Annotated in this window: 15 protein-coding genes; 8 read left to right on the top strand and 7 right to left on the bottom strand. The window is 59.4% G+C overall.

Annotated elements, in window-relative coordinates:
- Positions 1-153: 153 nt before the first annotated feature.
- The gene (gene bsh / locus ACTQXO_RS08340) at positions 154-1119 is read right to left on the bottom strand and encodes a choloylglycine hydrolase (protein WP_441033529.1); all 966 of its coding nucleotides are present in this window, start codon (positions 1117-1119) and stop codon (positions 154-156) included.
- A gap of 244 nt (positions 1120-1363) precedes the next feature.
- Positions 1364-1783 (bottom strand): peptide deformylase, encoded by a 420-nt coding sequence (locus ACTQXO_RS08335; RefSeq protein ID WP_154517060.1) that lies wholly within the window; start codon positions 1781-1783, stop codon positions 1364-1366.
- 193 nt (positions 1784-1976) lie between these two features.
- On the opposite strand from ACTQXO_RS08335, the gene ACTQXO_RS08330 reads away from it, so the two are divergent.
- Positions 1977-3287, top strand: coding sequence for an NCS2 family permease (locus tag ACTQXO_RS08330; RefSeq protein WP_441033524.1), 1311 nt, complete (start codon positions 1977-1979; stop codon positions 3285-3287).
- Positions 3288-3423: 136 nt separating this feature from the next.
- Entirely contained in the window at positions 3424-4089 is a 666-nt protein-coding gene (locus ACTQXO_RS08325) for an alpha/beta hydrolase (protein ID WP_441033521.1), read from the top strand.
- A 58-nt stretch (positions 4090-4147) separates the two neighbouring features.
- Here ACTQXO_RS08325 and ACTQXO_RS08320 read toward each other — a convergent pair whose 3' ends face one another.
- The 4 genes from ACTQXO_RS08320 to ACTQXO_RS08305 form a co-directional block, all read right to left on the bottom strand.
- Complete coding sequence (locus ACTQXO_RS08320) at positions 4148-5482, bottom strand: uracil-xanthine permease family protein (RefSeq protein ID WP_441033518.1); 1335 nt, start codon at positions 5480-5482, stop codon at positions 4148-4150.
- Between the two features lie 122 nt (positions 5483-5604).
- Positions 5605-6738: a 5-methyltetrahydropteroyltriglutamate--homocysteine S-methyltransferase gene (locus ACTQXO_RS08315; RefSeq protein WP_441033515.1), complete on the bottom strand. Its 1134-nt coding sequence runs from the start codon at positions 6736-6738 to the stop codon at positions 5605-5607.
- 148 nt (positions 6739-6886) lie between these two features.
- A complete protein-coding gene (locus ACTQXO_RS08310) occupies positions 6887-7783 on the bottom strand; it encodes a LysR family transcriptional regulator (RefSeq protein ID WP_441033512.1) in 897 nt (298 codons plus the stop codon).
- A gap of 10 nt (positions 7784-7793) precedes the next feature.
- A complete protein-coding gene (locus ACTQXO_RS08305; RefSeq protein WP_441033509.1) occupies positions 7794-8702 on the bottom strand; it encodes an HAD-IIB family hydrolase in 909 nt (302 codons plus the stop codon).
- Positions 8703-9025: 323 nt separating this feature from the next.
- On the opposite strand from ACTQXO_RS08305, the gene thiM reads away from it, so the two are divergent.
- From thiM to ACTQXO_RS08290, 3 genes are read left to right on the top strand one after another with little or no spacing between them, the layout of a single operon-like run.
- Positions 9026-9865 (top strand): hydroxyethylthiazole kinase, encoded by an 840-nt coding sequence (gene thiM, locus ACTQXO_RS08300; protein ID WP_441033713.1) that lies wholly within the window; start codon positions 9026-9028, stop codon positions 9863-9865.
- A gap of 3 nt (positions 9866-9868) precedes the next feature.
- A complete protein-coding gene (locus tag ACTQXO_RS08295) occupies positions 9869-10210 on the top strand; it encodes a thiamine-binding protein (protein ID WP_427719764.1) in 342 nt (113 codons plus the stop codon).
- Complete coding sequence (locus ACTQXO_RS08290) at positions 10207-10902, top strand: thiamine phosphate synthase (protein WP_441033709.1); 696 nt, start codon at positions 10207-10209, stop codon at positions 10900-10902. Before ACTQXO_RS08295 ends, ACTQXO_RS08290 begins: the two co-directional genes overlap by 4 nt.
- A 356-nt stretch (positions 10903-11258) precedes the next feature.
- On the opposite strand, the gene ACTQXO_RS08285 is transcribed toward ACTQXO_RS08290, so the two are convergent.
- Positions 11259-12128 carry a patatin-like phospholipase family protein gene (locus tag ACTQXO_RS08285; protein ID WP_441033706.1) on the bottom strand — a complete coding sequence of 290 codons (870 nt, stop codon included), beginning with the start codon at positions 12126-12128 and terminating at the stop codon, positions 11259-11261.
- 258 nt (positions 12129-12386) lie between these two features.
- On the opposite strand from ACTQXO_RS08285, the gene ACTQXO_RS08280 reads away from it, so the two are divergent.
- From ACTQXO_RS08280 to ACTQXO_RS08270, 3 genes are all read left to right on the top strand, one after another.
- On the top strand, positions 12387-13010 hold the full coding sequence (locus tag ACTQXO_RS08280; RefSeq protein ID WP_441033704.1) for a flavodoxin family protein: 624 nt from the start codon (positions 12387-12389) through the stop codon (positions 13008-13010).
- A 184-nt stretch (positions 13011-13194) separates the two neighbouring features.
- Positions 13195-13536 carry an arsenate reductase family protein gene (locus ACTQXO_RS08275; RefSeq protein WP_441033702.1) on the top strand — a complete coding sequence of 114 codons (342 nt, stop codon included), beginning with the start codon at positions 13195-13197 and terminating at the stop codon, positions 13534-13536.
- A gap of 86 nt (positions 13537-13622) precedes the next feature.
- Positions 13623-14753 (top strand): GTP-binding protein, encoded by a 1131-nt coding sequence (locus tag ACTQXO_RS08270; protein ID WP_441033699.1) that lies wholly within the window; start codon positions 13623-13625, stop codon positions 14751-14753.
- Positions 14754-14919: the final 166 nt, after the last annotated feature.

Raw genomic sequence — 14919 nt, 5'->3', positions numbered from 1 at the left:
CTCGAAGAGCCCGATCGCCGCCTTCCTGGCCTCGATGTCGTGTTTCACTCTCAAGTCGACACGCATAAAAAGCCTCCCATTTCTCGTGTCCAAGAAATGGGAGGCAGTTCACAGGAGGCGCAGGGCCGCTTTGCATTGCAGTAAAACCGCCGGCTACGAACGACGCGGCTCGGGAACCACGAGCCTATCGGGGCTCGCGCCCTCGACATCCATCAGGCTCACGTAGCGAATCGACGGATCCTCATACGTTGAGTAATAGTAATTGCCCGTGCGCGCGCTAAAGCATCCGGTGTAGATAGTCTTCTCGAACTTGCCGTCACCCATCTTGGACGCACCCTCGATCATCGCCACCCCCTCGAGCGAGCGGAACATGCGAATGACGTTCTCGGCCTCGCTGTCTTTTTGCGGGTAATTGGCATTGAGGTACGCCGCCTTTACAAAACGGCTCGGCGAATAGCAGTCACCCGGAATACCGCGCATGCCGGCACCCGCGCCATAGGGCTTGAGCTCGGCGCCACGCCATGTCGCCGTCTGAGGAAAATCGCTTGTGGCGGTGATATAGGTGCGCAGGTTTTCCATGTGCCACGGGAAGGTCGGCTGATTGGCAAGGGTGTCGACCGGATCGTCGTATACATGCAGACCGTCAGCCATCATCTCGACCACGATGCTGCGTCGGCTGTCGCCGATAATCCAATGGAGCAGCGACACACCCAACCCCTCTCCGGCAGATTTGGCAACAATCACCGTGTCGCGCAGCGCAGCCTCGACCTCGTCGACCGTCGAGAACGTCGCTGCCACCCACAGGGGAAACTCATAGGCCGCGATATTGGTCTTGCCATCAACCGGGTCCTCGGCATACTCGGCATAACCGGGAAAGTTGAGCCCTGCCACAGCCAGACCCGCATCGTTACCACAGTCGAAAAACATAGGATAATTCTTGTAATCGATGCACATGCCGATTACCGCGTGTGCCGCCGACGCATCGTCGACAAACGAATACGGGATATGGAACCCGCGGGGCATCACGCGAACCTGTTGGCCGTAGCTAAAGCTCCAGTCGAGGTTGCGACCCAGATACATGTTGCCGGAATTATCGGTAAATCGAATGCTCGTGCACATGGCGCCTCCTAGCCATACGTCCTTGTTAAGCTCATTGTTACCAAACAAATAGGCGCTAAACACAAAAGCCCGGACATGACAATAACGTCACGCCCGGACCACACAAGCAAGATAAACTCAACCAAGTCAACCTCGCAGGTCGTCTAAGGAGTCAAAATACCGCAGATTGCCACGAAAGAGGAGCGAAGCGTACGTAAGGTACGCGAGCGACGATTGAGCGGCAAGGTGCGGCGCTTTGGTCCCCTTAGACCAATTTTCCAAGACAGTGATCAATCATATGCTGGATCATTTGCGCCTCAAAGCCCGTGTAGTCGCGGCGGCACTCCTTCATCTTGCCGTCGACGATCTGGTCAAAGGCAACCTTGCACTTGATATAGCGCGTGGACTTGGTGATTTCGTCGTGCGTCAGGCAGCTCTCCTCCATCTTGCTGGCGCCCAGGCCAAACACCAGACGGGGGTTGTAGAGCACGTGGGGCTCGCCGGCGTCGTCCAGATAGACGCAGACCTTCTTGGTGACGCCAATCTGGTTGGCGGCAAGGCAGCCGGCGTCCTCGAGCGACTTGATGGTATCGATCAGGTCCTGTGCGACCGACTCGTCCTCGACAGTCGCAACCTCGCAACGCTGGGACAGGATAGCCTCGTCGCGGCAGAGCTCTTTAATCATACGTTCCTCCAAAGAGTTCAATGTAACTGCTTAAGTATACGGTACCTACACATTTTCATGCGAAAAATACCGTCCGCCTGTTACAAAGCGCCGAACTTCAACATGCGAGAAGCATCGACCTTCCAAAGGCGATATAGTAGGTAAGTTCGTGTCAATCGGCCTAAACTCGGGGCCGAACAAGGAAAGGGTATGCATGGACGAACTTTTTCACGTCAGCGAGCGCAAATCCACAATCGGGACCGAACTTCGCGCTGGACTGACAACATTCCTGGCGATGGCCTACATCATCGCCGTCAACCCTGCGGTGCTCTCGGGCGCTGGCATCGATGCGGGAGCGCTCGCCTGCGCCACCTGTCTGGGCGCCGGCATCATGACCATCTGCATGGGCATCTTCGCCAACCGCCCGCTCGCCTGTGCGTCGGGCTTAGGCGTCAACGCGATGATCGCTGGAATCACCACCACCGTCTGCGGCGGTGACTGGCACGTGGCCATGAGCGTCATCTTCCTTGAGGGCGTCGTCATCTTGCTGCTCGTGCTTTGTGGCCTGCGCGAGGCCATCATGGATGCCATCCCGGTTGTCCTGCGCCACGCCATCTCGGTGGGTCTGGGCCTGTTTATCGCCATGATCGGCCTGTGCGACGCCGGCATCATCACCGCTGGCGCCGGTACGCTCGTCGGCCTGGGCGACATCACTTCCCCCACCTTTATCGTCGGCATCATCTCCATCGTCGTGACGGTTGCCCTTGCTTCCCGCAACGTGCCGGGCTCGCTGCTCATCGGCATCATCGTCGCCGTTATCGCCGGTATCCCCCTAGGTGTGACCCATGCTCCGACCGGTATTATCGCCCCGCTCGACTTCTCGAGCATCGGTGGCCCCATCGCCGACGCCGGCGGCGTGCCCGCCATCGTCAAGGTCCTTACCGACCCCACGCTCCTCGTCATCTCGTTCTCGCTGCTCATGAGTGACTTCTTCGACACCATGGGCACCGCGATGGCCGTGGCCAAGCAGGGCGAGTTCCTCACCGACGACGGCAACGTCGAGAATATCAAGGAGATCCTGATCGTCGACTCCGCCGCCGCTGCTGTGGGCGGTTTTATGGGCGTCTCCTCCATCACCACCTTCGTCGAGTCCACCTCTGGTGCTGCCGACGGTGGCCGCACGGGCCTCACCTCCGTCACCACCGGCGTGCTGTTCATTCTCGCCGCGTTCTTCTCCCCCATCGTCACCATCGTTTCCAGCGCCGCCACCTGCGGTGCTCTGGTCTACGTCGGCTACCTCATGATGAGTGAGGCCTCCGAGATCGACTGGTCCGACGTGTCGCAGGGTTTCCCGGCGTTCATGATTGTCGCCGGCGTGCCCTTCACCTACTCCATCTCTGCCGGCATCGGTCTGGGCTTTATCGCCTTCGTGGTTGTCGCGCTCTTTAAGGGCGAGGCCTCCAAGATCAAGCCGCTCATGTGGATCGCAGCACTCGCCTTCCTCGTCTACTTCTTTGTAGCGTAAGGGCAAAGCTGCCAAAGCAAAACCTCAAGGCGCAGAGTCGCTTCAAGCGGCTCTGCGCCTTTCTTTTAGCGACGGTCCCTACGCCGACGTGCGACAATCGTATTTGTAGATGTCGAAATGCAGAGAGAAGCTTGTCATGGAAGCGCGTCAAAAGCAGATAACCATTCATTCAAAGCATGTCGAAAGCGCGCCCGTCATTTACCTTCCCGCGGTCATGGGTGACGGCACCGAGGTCTATAGCCGTTGTCTTGAGCTTGATTGCCCGCCATTCACCCTGGTCGCCATTGGCGGGCTCGATTGGAATCGCGAGCTGAGCCCTTGGGAATGCGACGGAACCGTGCGCGATGCCGAGCCCTTTGGTGGACAGGCGTTCGAGTTTCTCGATGAACTGCTGAATCGGATAATCCCAGAGGTCGAGCCATCACTTCCCTGCCCGCCTACCTGGCGCGGCATTGCCGGTTACTCATTGGCGGGCCTCTTTTCGCTTTGGTCGCTCTGGCAGACCGATGCCTTTGACCGCGCCGCAAGCGCATCGGGGTCCCTATGGTTTCCCGGATTTCTCGATTACGCACACGGGCACACGATGCCAGCCGCGCCCAACGCCGTCTATCTATCACTCGGCAAAAAGGAGACCAAGACGCCCAACCGCATGATGCGGCACGTACTCGACGACACGCGCGCAATGGAAAAACTACTCGGCGACCGAGGCATCCCCGCGACCTTCGAGCTCAACCCCGGTAACCACTTTGCCCAAACCGGTCTGCGCATGGCCTGCGGCATACACTGGATACTGACGCATTAAAAATGGCGCCCACGCGTACGCACGGGCGCCATTTTTTTGATTTAGCTGAACACAACTACTACTCGACAGTCTCCTCGAGTTCAGAAACGGCGAACTCAAAGTCGTTGCCAGGCAGAATCGCGTTGAGCACGATGCCCACCAGCGAGCCCACGGCAAGGCCCGAAAGCGAAATCGTCACGCCGAACAGCTTCAGCACGATGGCACCGGCGGCGCTGTAGGCAATGCCGAGTGAAAGCACGAGCACCAGAGCGGCCACCAGCACGTTGCGGTTGTTCTGGAAATCGACCTGGTTCTCGATGAGGTTACGGACGCCCACGGCGCTGATCATGCCATAGAGCACGAGCGACACGCCGCCGATAACGCATGCCGGCATGGCGGCGATCACGGCAGCGAACTTGGGGCAGAACGAAAGCACGATGGCGCAGCACGCGGCAATGCGAATCACGCGCGGGTCAAACACGCGCGTCAGGGCGAGCACGCCGGTGTTCTCGCCATACGTGGTGTTGGCCGGAGCGCCAAAGAGCGAAGCCAGAATCGTGGCGAGACCATCACCGAGCAGCGTGCGATGCAGGCCGGGATCGGCGATGTAGTTGCGCTCGCAGGTGGAGCCAATAGCGGATATATCGCCGATATGCTCAATCATGGTTGCAAAGGCCAGCGGCATGATGGTGATGATGGCCGTCGTGGCAAGGCCGCTATCGAACTGCGGCCCAAAGAGTGCAAACACCGTGTTGTCCCACACGACGGGCAAGCCAAGCCAGGGAGCGGCTGCGACGCCGGAGAAATCGACCTCGCCCAGCGCAGCCGCAACGGAATAGCTCACCACGACGCCCAGTAAAATCGGCACGATCTTGACCATGCCGCGACCCCAAATATTGCAGATGACGATTACGGCGACGGCAACCACGGCAACGAGCCAGTTAGTCTGGCAGTTGGCAATAGCGGAACTCGCCAGGATCAGACCGACCGAAATGACAATGGGGCCAGTCACCACCGGCGGGAAGAAGCGCATGACGCGCTTGGCGCCAAACGCGCGGAAGAGCGCCGCAAGCACCGGGTAGAGCAAACCAGCGCAGGCAACGCCCAGACAAGCGTAGGGCAATAGCTCGGCCTCGCCGTTGGGCGCGATTGCGGCATAACCGGCAATAAAGGCAAACGATGAGCCCAAAAATGCGGGGACCTTACCGCGTGACAGGAAGTGGAATAGTAGCGTGCCCAAGCCGGCAAACAAAAGCGTTGCCGATACCGAAAGGCCGGTGAGCACGGGCACCAGCACCGTGGCACCAAACATGGCAAACAGGTGCTGCAGACCGAGCAGGAACATGCGCGGGCGGCCGAGCGACGAAGCGTCGTAGATGGCATCGGTGACGGCGGGCGTCGAGGACTGGGACATGGATGTCCTTTCGAATGGAAGGGCGCTCGGGAATAGCGGATAACCTGCCCGAACGATACGGTCCGAACCATTGTACGCGATACGCCATGTCTCGCACGCGCCGTCGCTTGCAAGCGGTACCGCTATTTCCAAACACGCTCGGCAATACGCTTGACCAGCGCGATCTTTGCCCACTGCTCACCTTCGGTCAGCTTGTTGCCAATCTCGCAGCTGGCAAAGCCACACTGCGGAGACAGATACAGATTCTCAAGCGGCACGTACTTTGCTGCCTCATGAATACGCTCGACGGTCGCGTCCTCGTCCTCGAGCTCGGCTGCCTTGGTGGTCACCAGGCCCAACACGACCTTCTTACCGGGCGCAACATACCTGAGCGGCTCAAAGCCACCGGCACGCGGAGTGTCGAACTCCAGATAGAACGCGTCGACGTCCTCATGCGCAAACAGGTACGGGGCGATGGGATCATAGCCGCCCTCAAAGGCATAAGTAGAGTGGTAGTTGCCACGGCATACATGCGTATTGATCACCAAGTCGTCAGGCTTGCCCGCGATGGCGGCATTGTTGAGCGCCACGCCCAGCTCGCTCACCTTTTGCAGGTCAACCGGGCTCATGCCGGTCTTGGACACAAAGTCAGTATCGCAATAGATGCCCCAGGTGCAGTCATCAAATTGGATGTTGCGGCAACCCGCGGCATACAGATCGGCAATCACGGTGCGGTATGCCGCGGCGATGGCATCGGCGAGCTCTTCGTCGGTCTTGTAGACGGCGTGCAGGCTCTCCTGCTGGCCATCGCAGCGGTCGAGCGTGACTTCGGAGAACGTCTGGATCGGCGCCGGAATGGTTTGCCGCGCGACCTGGCCCTTGCCCTCAAGCGCCTTGACAAACTTGAAGTGCTCGACGAACGGATGGTTCTCGCCGCTAATAGGTCCGGTCACCACGGCGGTGTCGGCGGTAGTCTCCTCATCGTGGAACATATAGCCCGTACGCGAGGTGCGGCGCTCGATGCCGTTGAGACCCCACATAAAATCGAGGTGCCAGTAGCTGCGGCGGAACTCGCCATCGGTGATGACCTGTAGGCCGGCGGCCTTTTGCTTTGCCACCAAATCGCGAATGGCCTCGTCCTCGACTGCCTTAAGTCCCTCGGCATCAAGCGCGCCTGCCGCATAGGCAGCGCGGGCGTCCTTTACGGCCTGCGGACGAAGAAAACTGCCGACGATATCGGCGCGAAACGGCGCTTTGAGCTGGGTGGAATTGCTCATAGGAATCTCCTTTTGCATGGAATGCTTTGGCGAGAAAGAGTATGAGCGCACTCCTGGTTATCGTAAAATATGCGTTTATATATGTTTGCCATATAGTTTTCCTATAGCCATTTCGACAGCCCAAGACAGCAACATCAAACGCTACCGGTTAGATATGCCTCCGGATGGCCTCGACATAAGCCTGTCCATAGCGCGTGAGCGTCGTATTCTTGCGCGTGATAATGCCAATCTCCATGTATTCATCCACATCGAGCGGAATCGAGATAATACCGGGGCCATTAAGCTCGTGGCTAATCACGCCCGAACACACCGTGTAGCCGTTGAGACCCATGGCTAGGTTGAACAAGGTCGCACGGTCGCGCACGCGGATATTCTTGCGGCGCTCAAACGTCGAGGTCAGTTCCTCGGAATAGTAAAACGAGTTGTAGCTGCCCTGTTCATAGGATAGGAACGGATAGTCTTCCAAGTCCTCGAGCGTCACGCTGGCGTGGTCCGCCAGTGGATGGTCGGCGCATACAAAGACGTGCGGCGTGGCGCAGAAGAGTCCTTCGAATACGAGCTCGTTGGCCACCAGCATGCGCTCGATAACCTCGCGGTTATGTTCGGATAAGTACAGAATGCCCAGTTCACTCTTCATGTGCGCGACATCTTCGATGATCTCGTGAGTCTGTTCCTCGCGCAGGGTAAAGTCGTAGCGCGCGGCATCGAACTCACGGATCACGTCGACAAACGCATTAACGGCAAAGGAATAATGCTGACAGCTCACACTAAAGTGCGGCACTTGCTCGGATGCGCCCTTGTACTTGCCCTCGAGCAGGTCGGCCTGATCGAGTACCTGGCGCGCGTAGCCCAAGAATGTCTCGCCTTCCTCGGACACAATGACGCCCTTGTTGGTGCGCTCAAAGATGTGCACACCCATCTCGTTTTCGAGATCGCGAATCGACGCGGTAATCGAAGGCTGCGACACAAAGAGCCGGCGCGAGGCCTCGGTAATGCTGCCGCATTCGGCAACCTTAACAACATACCTGAGCTGCTGAAGCTTCATGACTTTCTCCCTAGACGTTCGTGACGCCATGACCCGTCGCGTCCATCTGGCGCATAAACAACGGCATCGCCCCCGTCGCGGCGCAGGCGGCAATCTGATGCAGAGCCCCGGCAACCGCATCGTCTGCCGCAGCGCCGATATGCCAACGCGCGGCAGCCGTGACGGCCTCATTGGCATTGGCGACTGCAACGGAGTTGGAAACGGCATTAATCATGGGCAGATCGTTATCGGAATCGCCGAACACCGCCACCTCGTCGGGCGTCAGGCCCAAAGCACGCGCCAGCTCCAGCGTGGCACAGCCCTTGTCCCAACCAGCCGGAAGGATGTCAAACAGGCGCACTCGGTTGTTGGGAAACACGAGCGAAAGTTCCGGCACCTCGGCGGCAACGCGCTCGCGTAGCTCCGCGAGCCCCTCACGCGAACGGGCACTCCAGATATTCGCCTTGAACACCGGCGCGTCACCGACAACGGGACGGCACGGGGCCTCTTCGCCTTTGAGCCACGCGTTGCCGCCCGACTCCATAGCGCGACGCACGCGCCCAGGATCGCTCGTCACGCAATAGGCGTCATTGTCCCAAAAGTCATCACCCAGGCTGTAGACCTTCAGATAGGTATCGTCGGTCTCTTGCTCCAAGTAGTCAGCCAAGCGAATAAGGGCGGTGTTGTCGGTCGCATGCGAGGCTACCACCTCGCCGTCGACAAACATGACCTGGCCGTTGCAGAACGCACCGGTCGAGAAGCACTCGGAGCGATTACGAAACATCCAGCCCATCGCGGACGGCTGACGGCCCGAAACCGGGCCAAAGTGCAGGCCCGCCGCCTGCATGGCATGAATGCCCTCGATGGCGTAGTCGCTGGCGCCGTCATGCCCGGCTGGAATCAGCGTATCGTCCATATCGGTCAGCACAAGTTTGATCATAGAGTCCCCCAGTCATTTTCACCGTATCCATTGTAGCGACCTGCCAAAAAGGGACAGGTTTATTTTGGCAGGTTTTATCTGGGAAAATGCAACGACCCAGTTGCCACCTGCCAAAATAAACCTGTCCCTTTTTGGCAGGTGCGCTAGTATAGGGAACAACAGATTCGATGCGGGAGTGCCGGCGGTGCAAACCACAAGGCTGAGAGGGCATGGGGCTCAATCCTTTGAACCTGTCAGTTAATGCTGGCGTAGGGAGCATGCCGCCTTTACAGGGGCGCTGTCTATGCACAGCGCCCCTTTTCTATGCCAAGGAGGCATGTGCAGTGATTGATTCGAAACAGCTTAAACAAAATGTGGTCAAGGCCGTGGAGGAGATTCGCGCCACCAACCCGATGGCCGGCTCCATCACCAACACGGTGACGATCGACTTTGTCGCCAACGCGCAGCTCGCCGTAGGCGGTTCGGCCGCCATGGTCTATCTGCCCGACGAGGGCGAGGCGCTCGTTGCAGGCGGCGGCTCCATCTATCTCAACATGGGCACGCTCTTCCCCATCTACGAGCAGACGATTCCCCGTGCGGCCAAAGCGGCACACGACGCCGGCAAACCTTGGGTGCTCGATCCGGTGGGCCTGGGCATCGGTAGCCTGCGCACCCAGCTGGTAAACGAGCTCAAGCAGTACAAGCCCGCCATCGTGCGCGGCAACGCCTCCGAGATCATCGCGCTCGCCGGCCTGTGGGGTCTTGAAGGCGAGGCGGCTGACCTGAGCCGCGTGCGCGGTGTCGATACCACCGATACGGTCGACGCCGCCCGCGGCGCTGCCGTGGCACTCGCCCGCTACACCGGCGGCGCCGTAGTGGTCTCGGGCGAAGTCGACCTGATTACCGACGGCACGACCGTGGCCAAGTCCCACGGCGGCAGCCCGCTCATGTCCAAGATTACCGGCTGTGGCTGCTCGCAGGGCGGCGTCCTGGCCGTGTACGCTTGCGCCGCCGATCCGTTTACGGCAGCCATCTGCGGTACCGCTGTCTACAACGTTGCCGGCACGCGTGCCGCCGCTGTCGCTGATGCCCCGGCAAGCTTTAAGGTCGCCTTTATCGACGAACTCTACCGCGCGACCGCTCAGGATATTGCGAATAACCACCTCGAGCTCGAGGAGGCATAAGTCATGTCCGAACCCGCAACCGCTGCCGACATGAACACACTCGTCGCCGTAGCCATCGCCCCGTGCGGCACAGGCGACGAGCTGTCCGCCGAGGTCGCCGAGGTCGTGCGCGTCATTCGCGAGAGCGGCCTTCCCAACCGCACCACCTCGATGTTCACCGAGATCGAGGGCGACTGGGACGAGGTCATGCAGGTCGTACGCGACGCAACCTTTGTGTTGGCAAGCAAGGGCATCCGCACCGAAGTCGTTCTCAAAGCCGATATTCGACCCGGTTTTACCGACACCATGACCGGCAAACTCGAGCGCATGGAAGCGCAAATCAAAAAGCAGGAGGAAGCACGATGAGCATCCGCGACAACCTTGATATCTCGGCCTATCTGGTACTCGGCCCCGAAAACACGCTGGGACGTCCCGTGGGCGATGTGGTAGCGCAGGCGCTCGATGCCGGCTTTACCTGCATCCAGGTGCGCTCCAAGGTGGCAAGTGCCCGCGAGATCATCGCGCTGACGGGCGACGCCGCGCAGGCTATCGCTCGCGCCGGCAAGACCGGCAAGGTCGCCCTGCTTATCGACGACCGTCTGGACTGCGTACTCGCCGCACGCGAACAGGGTATCGCCGTCGACGGCGTGCATGTGGGCCAGAGCGATATTCCCGTCGAGGTCTGCCGCAAGCTTCTGGGCCCCGATGCCATCGTGGGCCTTTCGGCCCGTTGCGAGGAAATGCTCGAGTACGTCAAGACCGCCGACATGAGCCTAGTCGACTACCTGGGCATCGGCCCGCTCCACGAGACCGAGACCAAGCGCGACTGTGGACGCGCGGCAGATGGCTCCATCATCACCAAGAGCTTTGAGGACCTGGCCGCGCTCCATGAGGCAAGCCCCGTTCCCATCGTGGTCGGCGGCGGCGTCAAAAAAGCCGATCTGCCGCAGCTCAAGGCCACCGGCGTCGACGGCTTCTTTGTGGTGAGCGCCGTCTGCAGCGCTGACGACCCCCGTGTCGCAGCCACGGAGCTTGTCGATGCCTGGCAACAGGCATAGGCATAGGCCGAGCAGCTGATTCGCAGCCTCATATCTTCAATAGCGCAAAGCGCATCCCAGTTTGGACCTCCATTCTGGGATGCGTTTTCCATATAGAGAGTCAGCGGGAAACTGTGTCCCAGTCTAGACGTAGATTCCGGGATGCACTTTCCGGAATCCGCCGTCTGGGAAACTGTATCCCGTTCTGGGCGCAAATTCTGGGACATGCTTTCCGAAATCCGCCCAACGGGAAACTGTGTCCCAAACTACGGCCGAAAAGTGGGGCACGCTTTCCCGAGCGGTCTCCATGGGAAACTATGCCCCATTTCGAAGGCTCATTCTGAGATGCACTTTCCGCCGAGTCAGCGACCGTGGCTCTACCCTGCCAGATACACCTCTAGTGCGGGCAACGTGGCCTCCGCATCACGCCGACCGACCTGGTAGATACGTTCGAGCTCCTCTGGCTCACGACACAGCGATGGCACCTTCACCGATTCGCTCGGACGCACCACAAAAACCTCGTCGCCGGCCTCGCGACGCGTCAGGTCATCGAGCGTGGCGTTATAAACCTCGTGCCGGTGCTCAAGCGCCGCGACAAACTCTGGATAGCGGCGAAACACGCGGCGCAGCATAGGCATCAAGCTATTGGGTTGTTTCACAAAGCCCGCCGGCTGCGTCAGCACCACGATGTTACGGTCATACCCCTGCGCAAACAGCCATGCGCTGGGAATAGAATCGGCCACACCGCCATCCAGATATCGATGTCCATCAATCCAGACGGGCTTGGTCGCCACGGGAATCGCCGACGATGCCCGAATCCACTCGATATCGCGCTCGTCGCCATACGGCAGATCGTGATAGACGGCCTTGCCCGTCTCGATATCGGTACACACGCACGTAAATCGCATGGGGCAGGCGCGATACGCCTCTAAGTCGATAGGATCGCGCTCAAGCGGCACCTCATGATAGGCAAAATCGGCATTGAACATGTCACCGGTTCGCAACCAGCTTGTCACGCTCGCATAGCGCTTGTCGGCACAATAGGCTTTGTTGTAGCGAATGGCGCGGCCGATCTGGCGCGATTTAAAGTTGTAGCCAAACGCCGCGCCCGCCGAGACACCCACCATATGATCGCAGGTCAAACCGTGCTCCATCCAAACGTCGAGCACGCCCGCCGTATACATACCGCGGTAGCCGCCTCCCTCGAGCGCAAGCCCCACTGTGTGTGATGTCTCCGGCTGTGCCATGCAACCATCTCCGTTCCCATGCTTTTGAACTCAACAAGTATATCTGTCAACGTATGCCGTCAAAAACGTGTTTATAAGCATTTATCGAACGTTTCCCAATGCATTCCCCATGCCGTACCGCAATGCCCCTAGATGGCCTTAGGCATGAACGCCCTTAAGAACGTTGCGGGATAAACATCGCCCGCACCATGCCAACGTCATCGCACGCAACGTGAGATAATTCTCAGCAGAAGTCACCGACAGCAGAGGGAGTTTGTGATGAAGGTTCTTTTGGTCAACGGCAGTCCCAAGGCAAACGGAAACACCGCCCGGGCGCTCGCCGAAGTCGCCGAGCAGCTCAATGCCGAAGGCATTGATACCGAGGTGTTTCAGCTGGGCGCCAAGCCCATTCGTGATTGTATCGGTTGCGGCCAGTGTGGCAAGCTTGGGGGTCGCTGCACCTTTGACGACGACGTGGTGAACGAGCTCATCGCTGCCGCTGAGCAGGCAGACGGCTTTGTCTTTGGCTCACCCGTCTACTATGCGCACCCCAGCGGACGCATCCTTTCGGCCCTCGACCGCGCCTTCTATGCGGGCGGGCACGCCTTTGCGCACAAACCCGGCGCCGCGGTCGCTGTCGCCCGTCGCGGTGGCACGTCGACCACCTTCGATGTGCTCAACAAGTACTTCACCATCAACCAGATGCCCGTAGTCGCCTCCACGTACTGGAACAACGTCTTTGGTCGCGTGCCCGGCGACGCCGATGGGGATGCCGAGGGCCTTGCCACCATGCGCAACATCGGCAAGAACATGGCCTGGCTCCTGCAATGTATCGAAGCAGGACAGGCCGCCGGCATCAGCGCGTCCGAAGCCGATCGCGAGCGCACCAACTTCATTCGATAAGTCCAGCGGTGGTCACCTCGACGTTCTATCAATGTCAGCGAAAAGCCAGCTGATGAGGCAAGGTGCCTTGAAAGAGGAGGGCGCTGGGCTGTTGCCCGCGCCCGACGATTGAAAGGCAGATTGCCCATCAGATGGCTTTGCAGCGTCGAGGTGACCGCCGTTCGTTAGAACGGCGGAACATGCTATGAACGTGCAAATCTTCGGCACCAAAAAGTCCTTCGATACCAAGAAGGCCCAACGCTATTTTAAGGAACGCCGCATTAAGGTGCAGTTTATTGACCTTAGGGAAAAGGAGATGAGCAAAGGCGAGCTCACGAGCGTGATGCAGGCGGTCGGCGGCATCGACAAGCTGCTCAACCCCAAAGCCAAGGACGAGGAGACACTCGCACTTATCCAGCACCTCACTCCCAGCCAGCGCTTTGATAAGCTGCTCGAGAATCAGCAGGCACTGGCCGAGCCCATCGTGCGCAACGGCAAAAAGGCCACCGTCGGTTATTGCCCCGATGTATGGGGAGCCTGGGAGTAGCCTGTGTTATTTGCCGGCGCGTGGGTATAAGAGCAGGCGTTTGGCATATGATTTTACTGTAAGCCATGTCTAACAAAGGAGGGCACATGCCCAACAAACCCGTGAAGATCATCATGCTTACCGGATACCTCGGTGCCGGCAAGACCACGCTGCTCAACCATATCCTCGCCAACGACGGCGGTATCCGCGCCGCCGTGATCGTCAACGATATCGGTGAGATCAACGTCGACGCCAGCCTTATCGCCGACGGTGGCCTTTCCGAGACCGACGACCTCATCCCGCTCACCAACGGCTGCATCTGCTGCACGCTTTCGGACGACCTGGCCAACCAGCTGCAGGGCATTGCCGATTCGGGCAAGTTCGACTACATCATCATCGAGGCCTCCGGTATTTGCGAGCCTATCCCCATCGCCTACACCATCTCGAGCTTCTGCGACGAGGCCAAAGTGGGCGGCGAACCCAAGCTCGCGCTCGACAACATCGTTGCCGTGGTCGACTGCGCCCGCATGTACGACGAGTTCAACGGCGGTCGCGACCTGCTGGCCGAGGATATCGACGAGGACGACATCGAGAGCCTGCTCATCCAGCAGATCGAGTTTTGCTCCACGCTGATCCTCAACAAGACCGATACCGTGAGCCCTGAGCAGATCGCCGAGCTCAAGGCCATCGTGCGCAGCCTGCAGAAGGACGCCGTGATTATCGAGGCTCAAAACGGCGAGGTCCCCATGGAGGAGCTGCTCGATACCGATCGCTTCGACTTTATGCGCGCCTACAACTCCGCCGCCTGGATCGAGGCCATGGAGCATCCCGAGGAGCACGACGACCCCGAGGTGCTCGAGTACGACATCGAGACCTTTGTGTACTCGCGCCGTAAGCCGTTTGACCTGCAGAAGTTCACCGATTTTGTTGAGCAGGAGTGGCCCGACGAGGTCATTCGCGTCAAGGGTCCGCTGTGGCAGACCGGCGATCCGGACATGTGCTACATGTTCGAGCAGGCCGGCCGCCAGATGCGCCTGATGGAGAACGGCTTGTTCGTTGACTCGGCGCCCGAGGGCGAGAAACAGAAGATCATCGACGAGAACCCCGAGATCATGCAGATTTGGGACGACGAGACGGGCGACCGCATGACGAGCCTGTGCATCATCGGCCGTCACATGGACAAGGATGCGCTCATCGCCGCCCTTGATGCCTGCCTGACCGACTGGCACCGCGCTTAGGTTATCCAAGTGGGCGTTTTCCGCCCACGTAACCATCAAACCACCACGAAGGTGACTGTGAACTGCGCCCCGAAACTTGGACTGAATAAATAGCGACTACGCCGCAAGGGCCCGGTTCCGGAACTCCTCCGGCGTCAGGCCCTTCAATCTTACCTGCCTGCGCCGC

The organism is Collinsella sp. LCP19S3_D5 (assembly GCF_052121415.1).
Taxonomy (GTDB): domain Bacteria; phylum Actinomycetota; class Coriobacteriia; order Coriobacteriales; family Coriobacteriaceae; genus Collinsella.
This window is presented reverse-complemented; position numbering and strand designations above follow the sequence as displayed.

Coding starts and splice junctions, on each gene's coding strand:
- bsh (WP_441033529.1), bottom strand. CDS start 1,119: ATGTGCACGAGCATTCGATTTACCGATAATTCCGGCAACATGTATCTG.
- ACTQXO_RS08335 (WP_154517060.1), bottom strand. CDS start 1,783: ATGATTAAAGAGCTCTGCCGCGACGAGGCTATCCTGTCCCAGCGTTGC.
- ACTQXO_RS08330 (WP_441033524.1), top strand. CDS start 1,977: ATGGACGAACTTTTTCACGTCAGCGAGCGCAAATCCACAATCGGGACC.
- ACTQXO_RS08325 (WP_441033521.1), top strand. CDS start 3,424: ATGGAAGCGCGTCAAAAGCAGATAACCATTCATTCAAAGCATGTCGAA.
- ACTQXO_RS08320 (WP_441033518.1), bottom strand. CDS start 5,482: ATGTCCCAGTCCTCGACGCCCGCCGTCACCGATGCCATCTACGACGCT.
- ACTQXO_RS08315 (WP_441033515.1), bottom strand. CDS start 6,738: ATGAGCAATTCCACCCAGCTCAAAGCGCCGTTTCGCGCCGATATCGTC.
- ACTQXO_RS08310 (WP_441033512.1), bottom strand. CDS start 7,783: ATGAAGCTTCAGCAGCTCAGGTATGTTGTTAAGGTTGCCGAATGCGGC.
- ACTQXO_RS08305 (WP_441033509.1), bottom strand. CDS start 8,702: ATGATCAAACTTGTGCTGACCGATATGGACGATACGCTGATTCCAGCC.
- ACTQXO_RS08295 (WP_427719764.1), top strand. CDS start 9,869: ATGTCCGAACCCGCAACCGCTGCCGACATGAACACACTCGTCGCCGTA.
- ACTQXO_RS08290 (WP_441033709.1), top strand. CDS start 10,207: ATGAGCATCCGCGACAACCTTGATATCTCGGCCTATCTGGTACTCGGC.
- ACTQXO_RS08285 (WP_441033706.1), bottom strand. CDS start 12,128: ATGGCACAGCCGGAGACATCACACACAGTGGGGCTTGCGCTCGAGGGA.
- ACTQXO_RS08280 (WP_441033704.1), top strand. CDS start 12,387: ATGAAGGTTCTTTTGGTCAACGGCAGTCCCAAGGCAAACGGAAACACC.
- ACTQXO_RS08275 (WP_441033702.1), top strand. CDS start 13,195: ATGAACGTGCAAATCTTCGGCACCAAAAAGTCCTTCGATACCAAGAAG.
- ACTQXO_RS08270 (WP_441033699.1), top strand. CDS start 13,623: ATGCCCAACAAACCCGTGAAGATCATCATGCTTACCGGATACCTCGGT.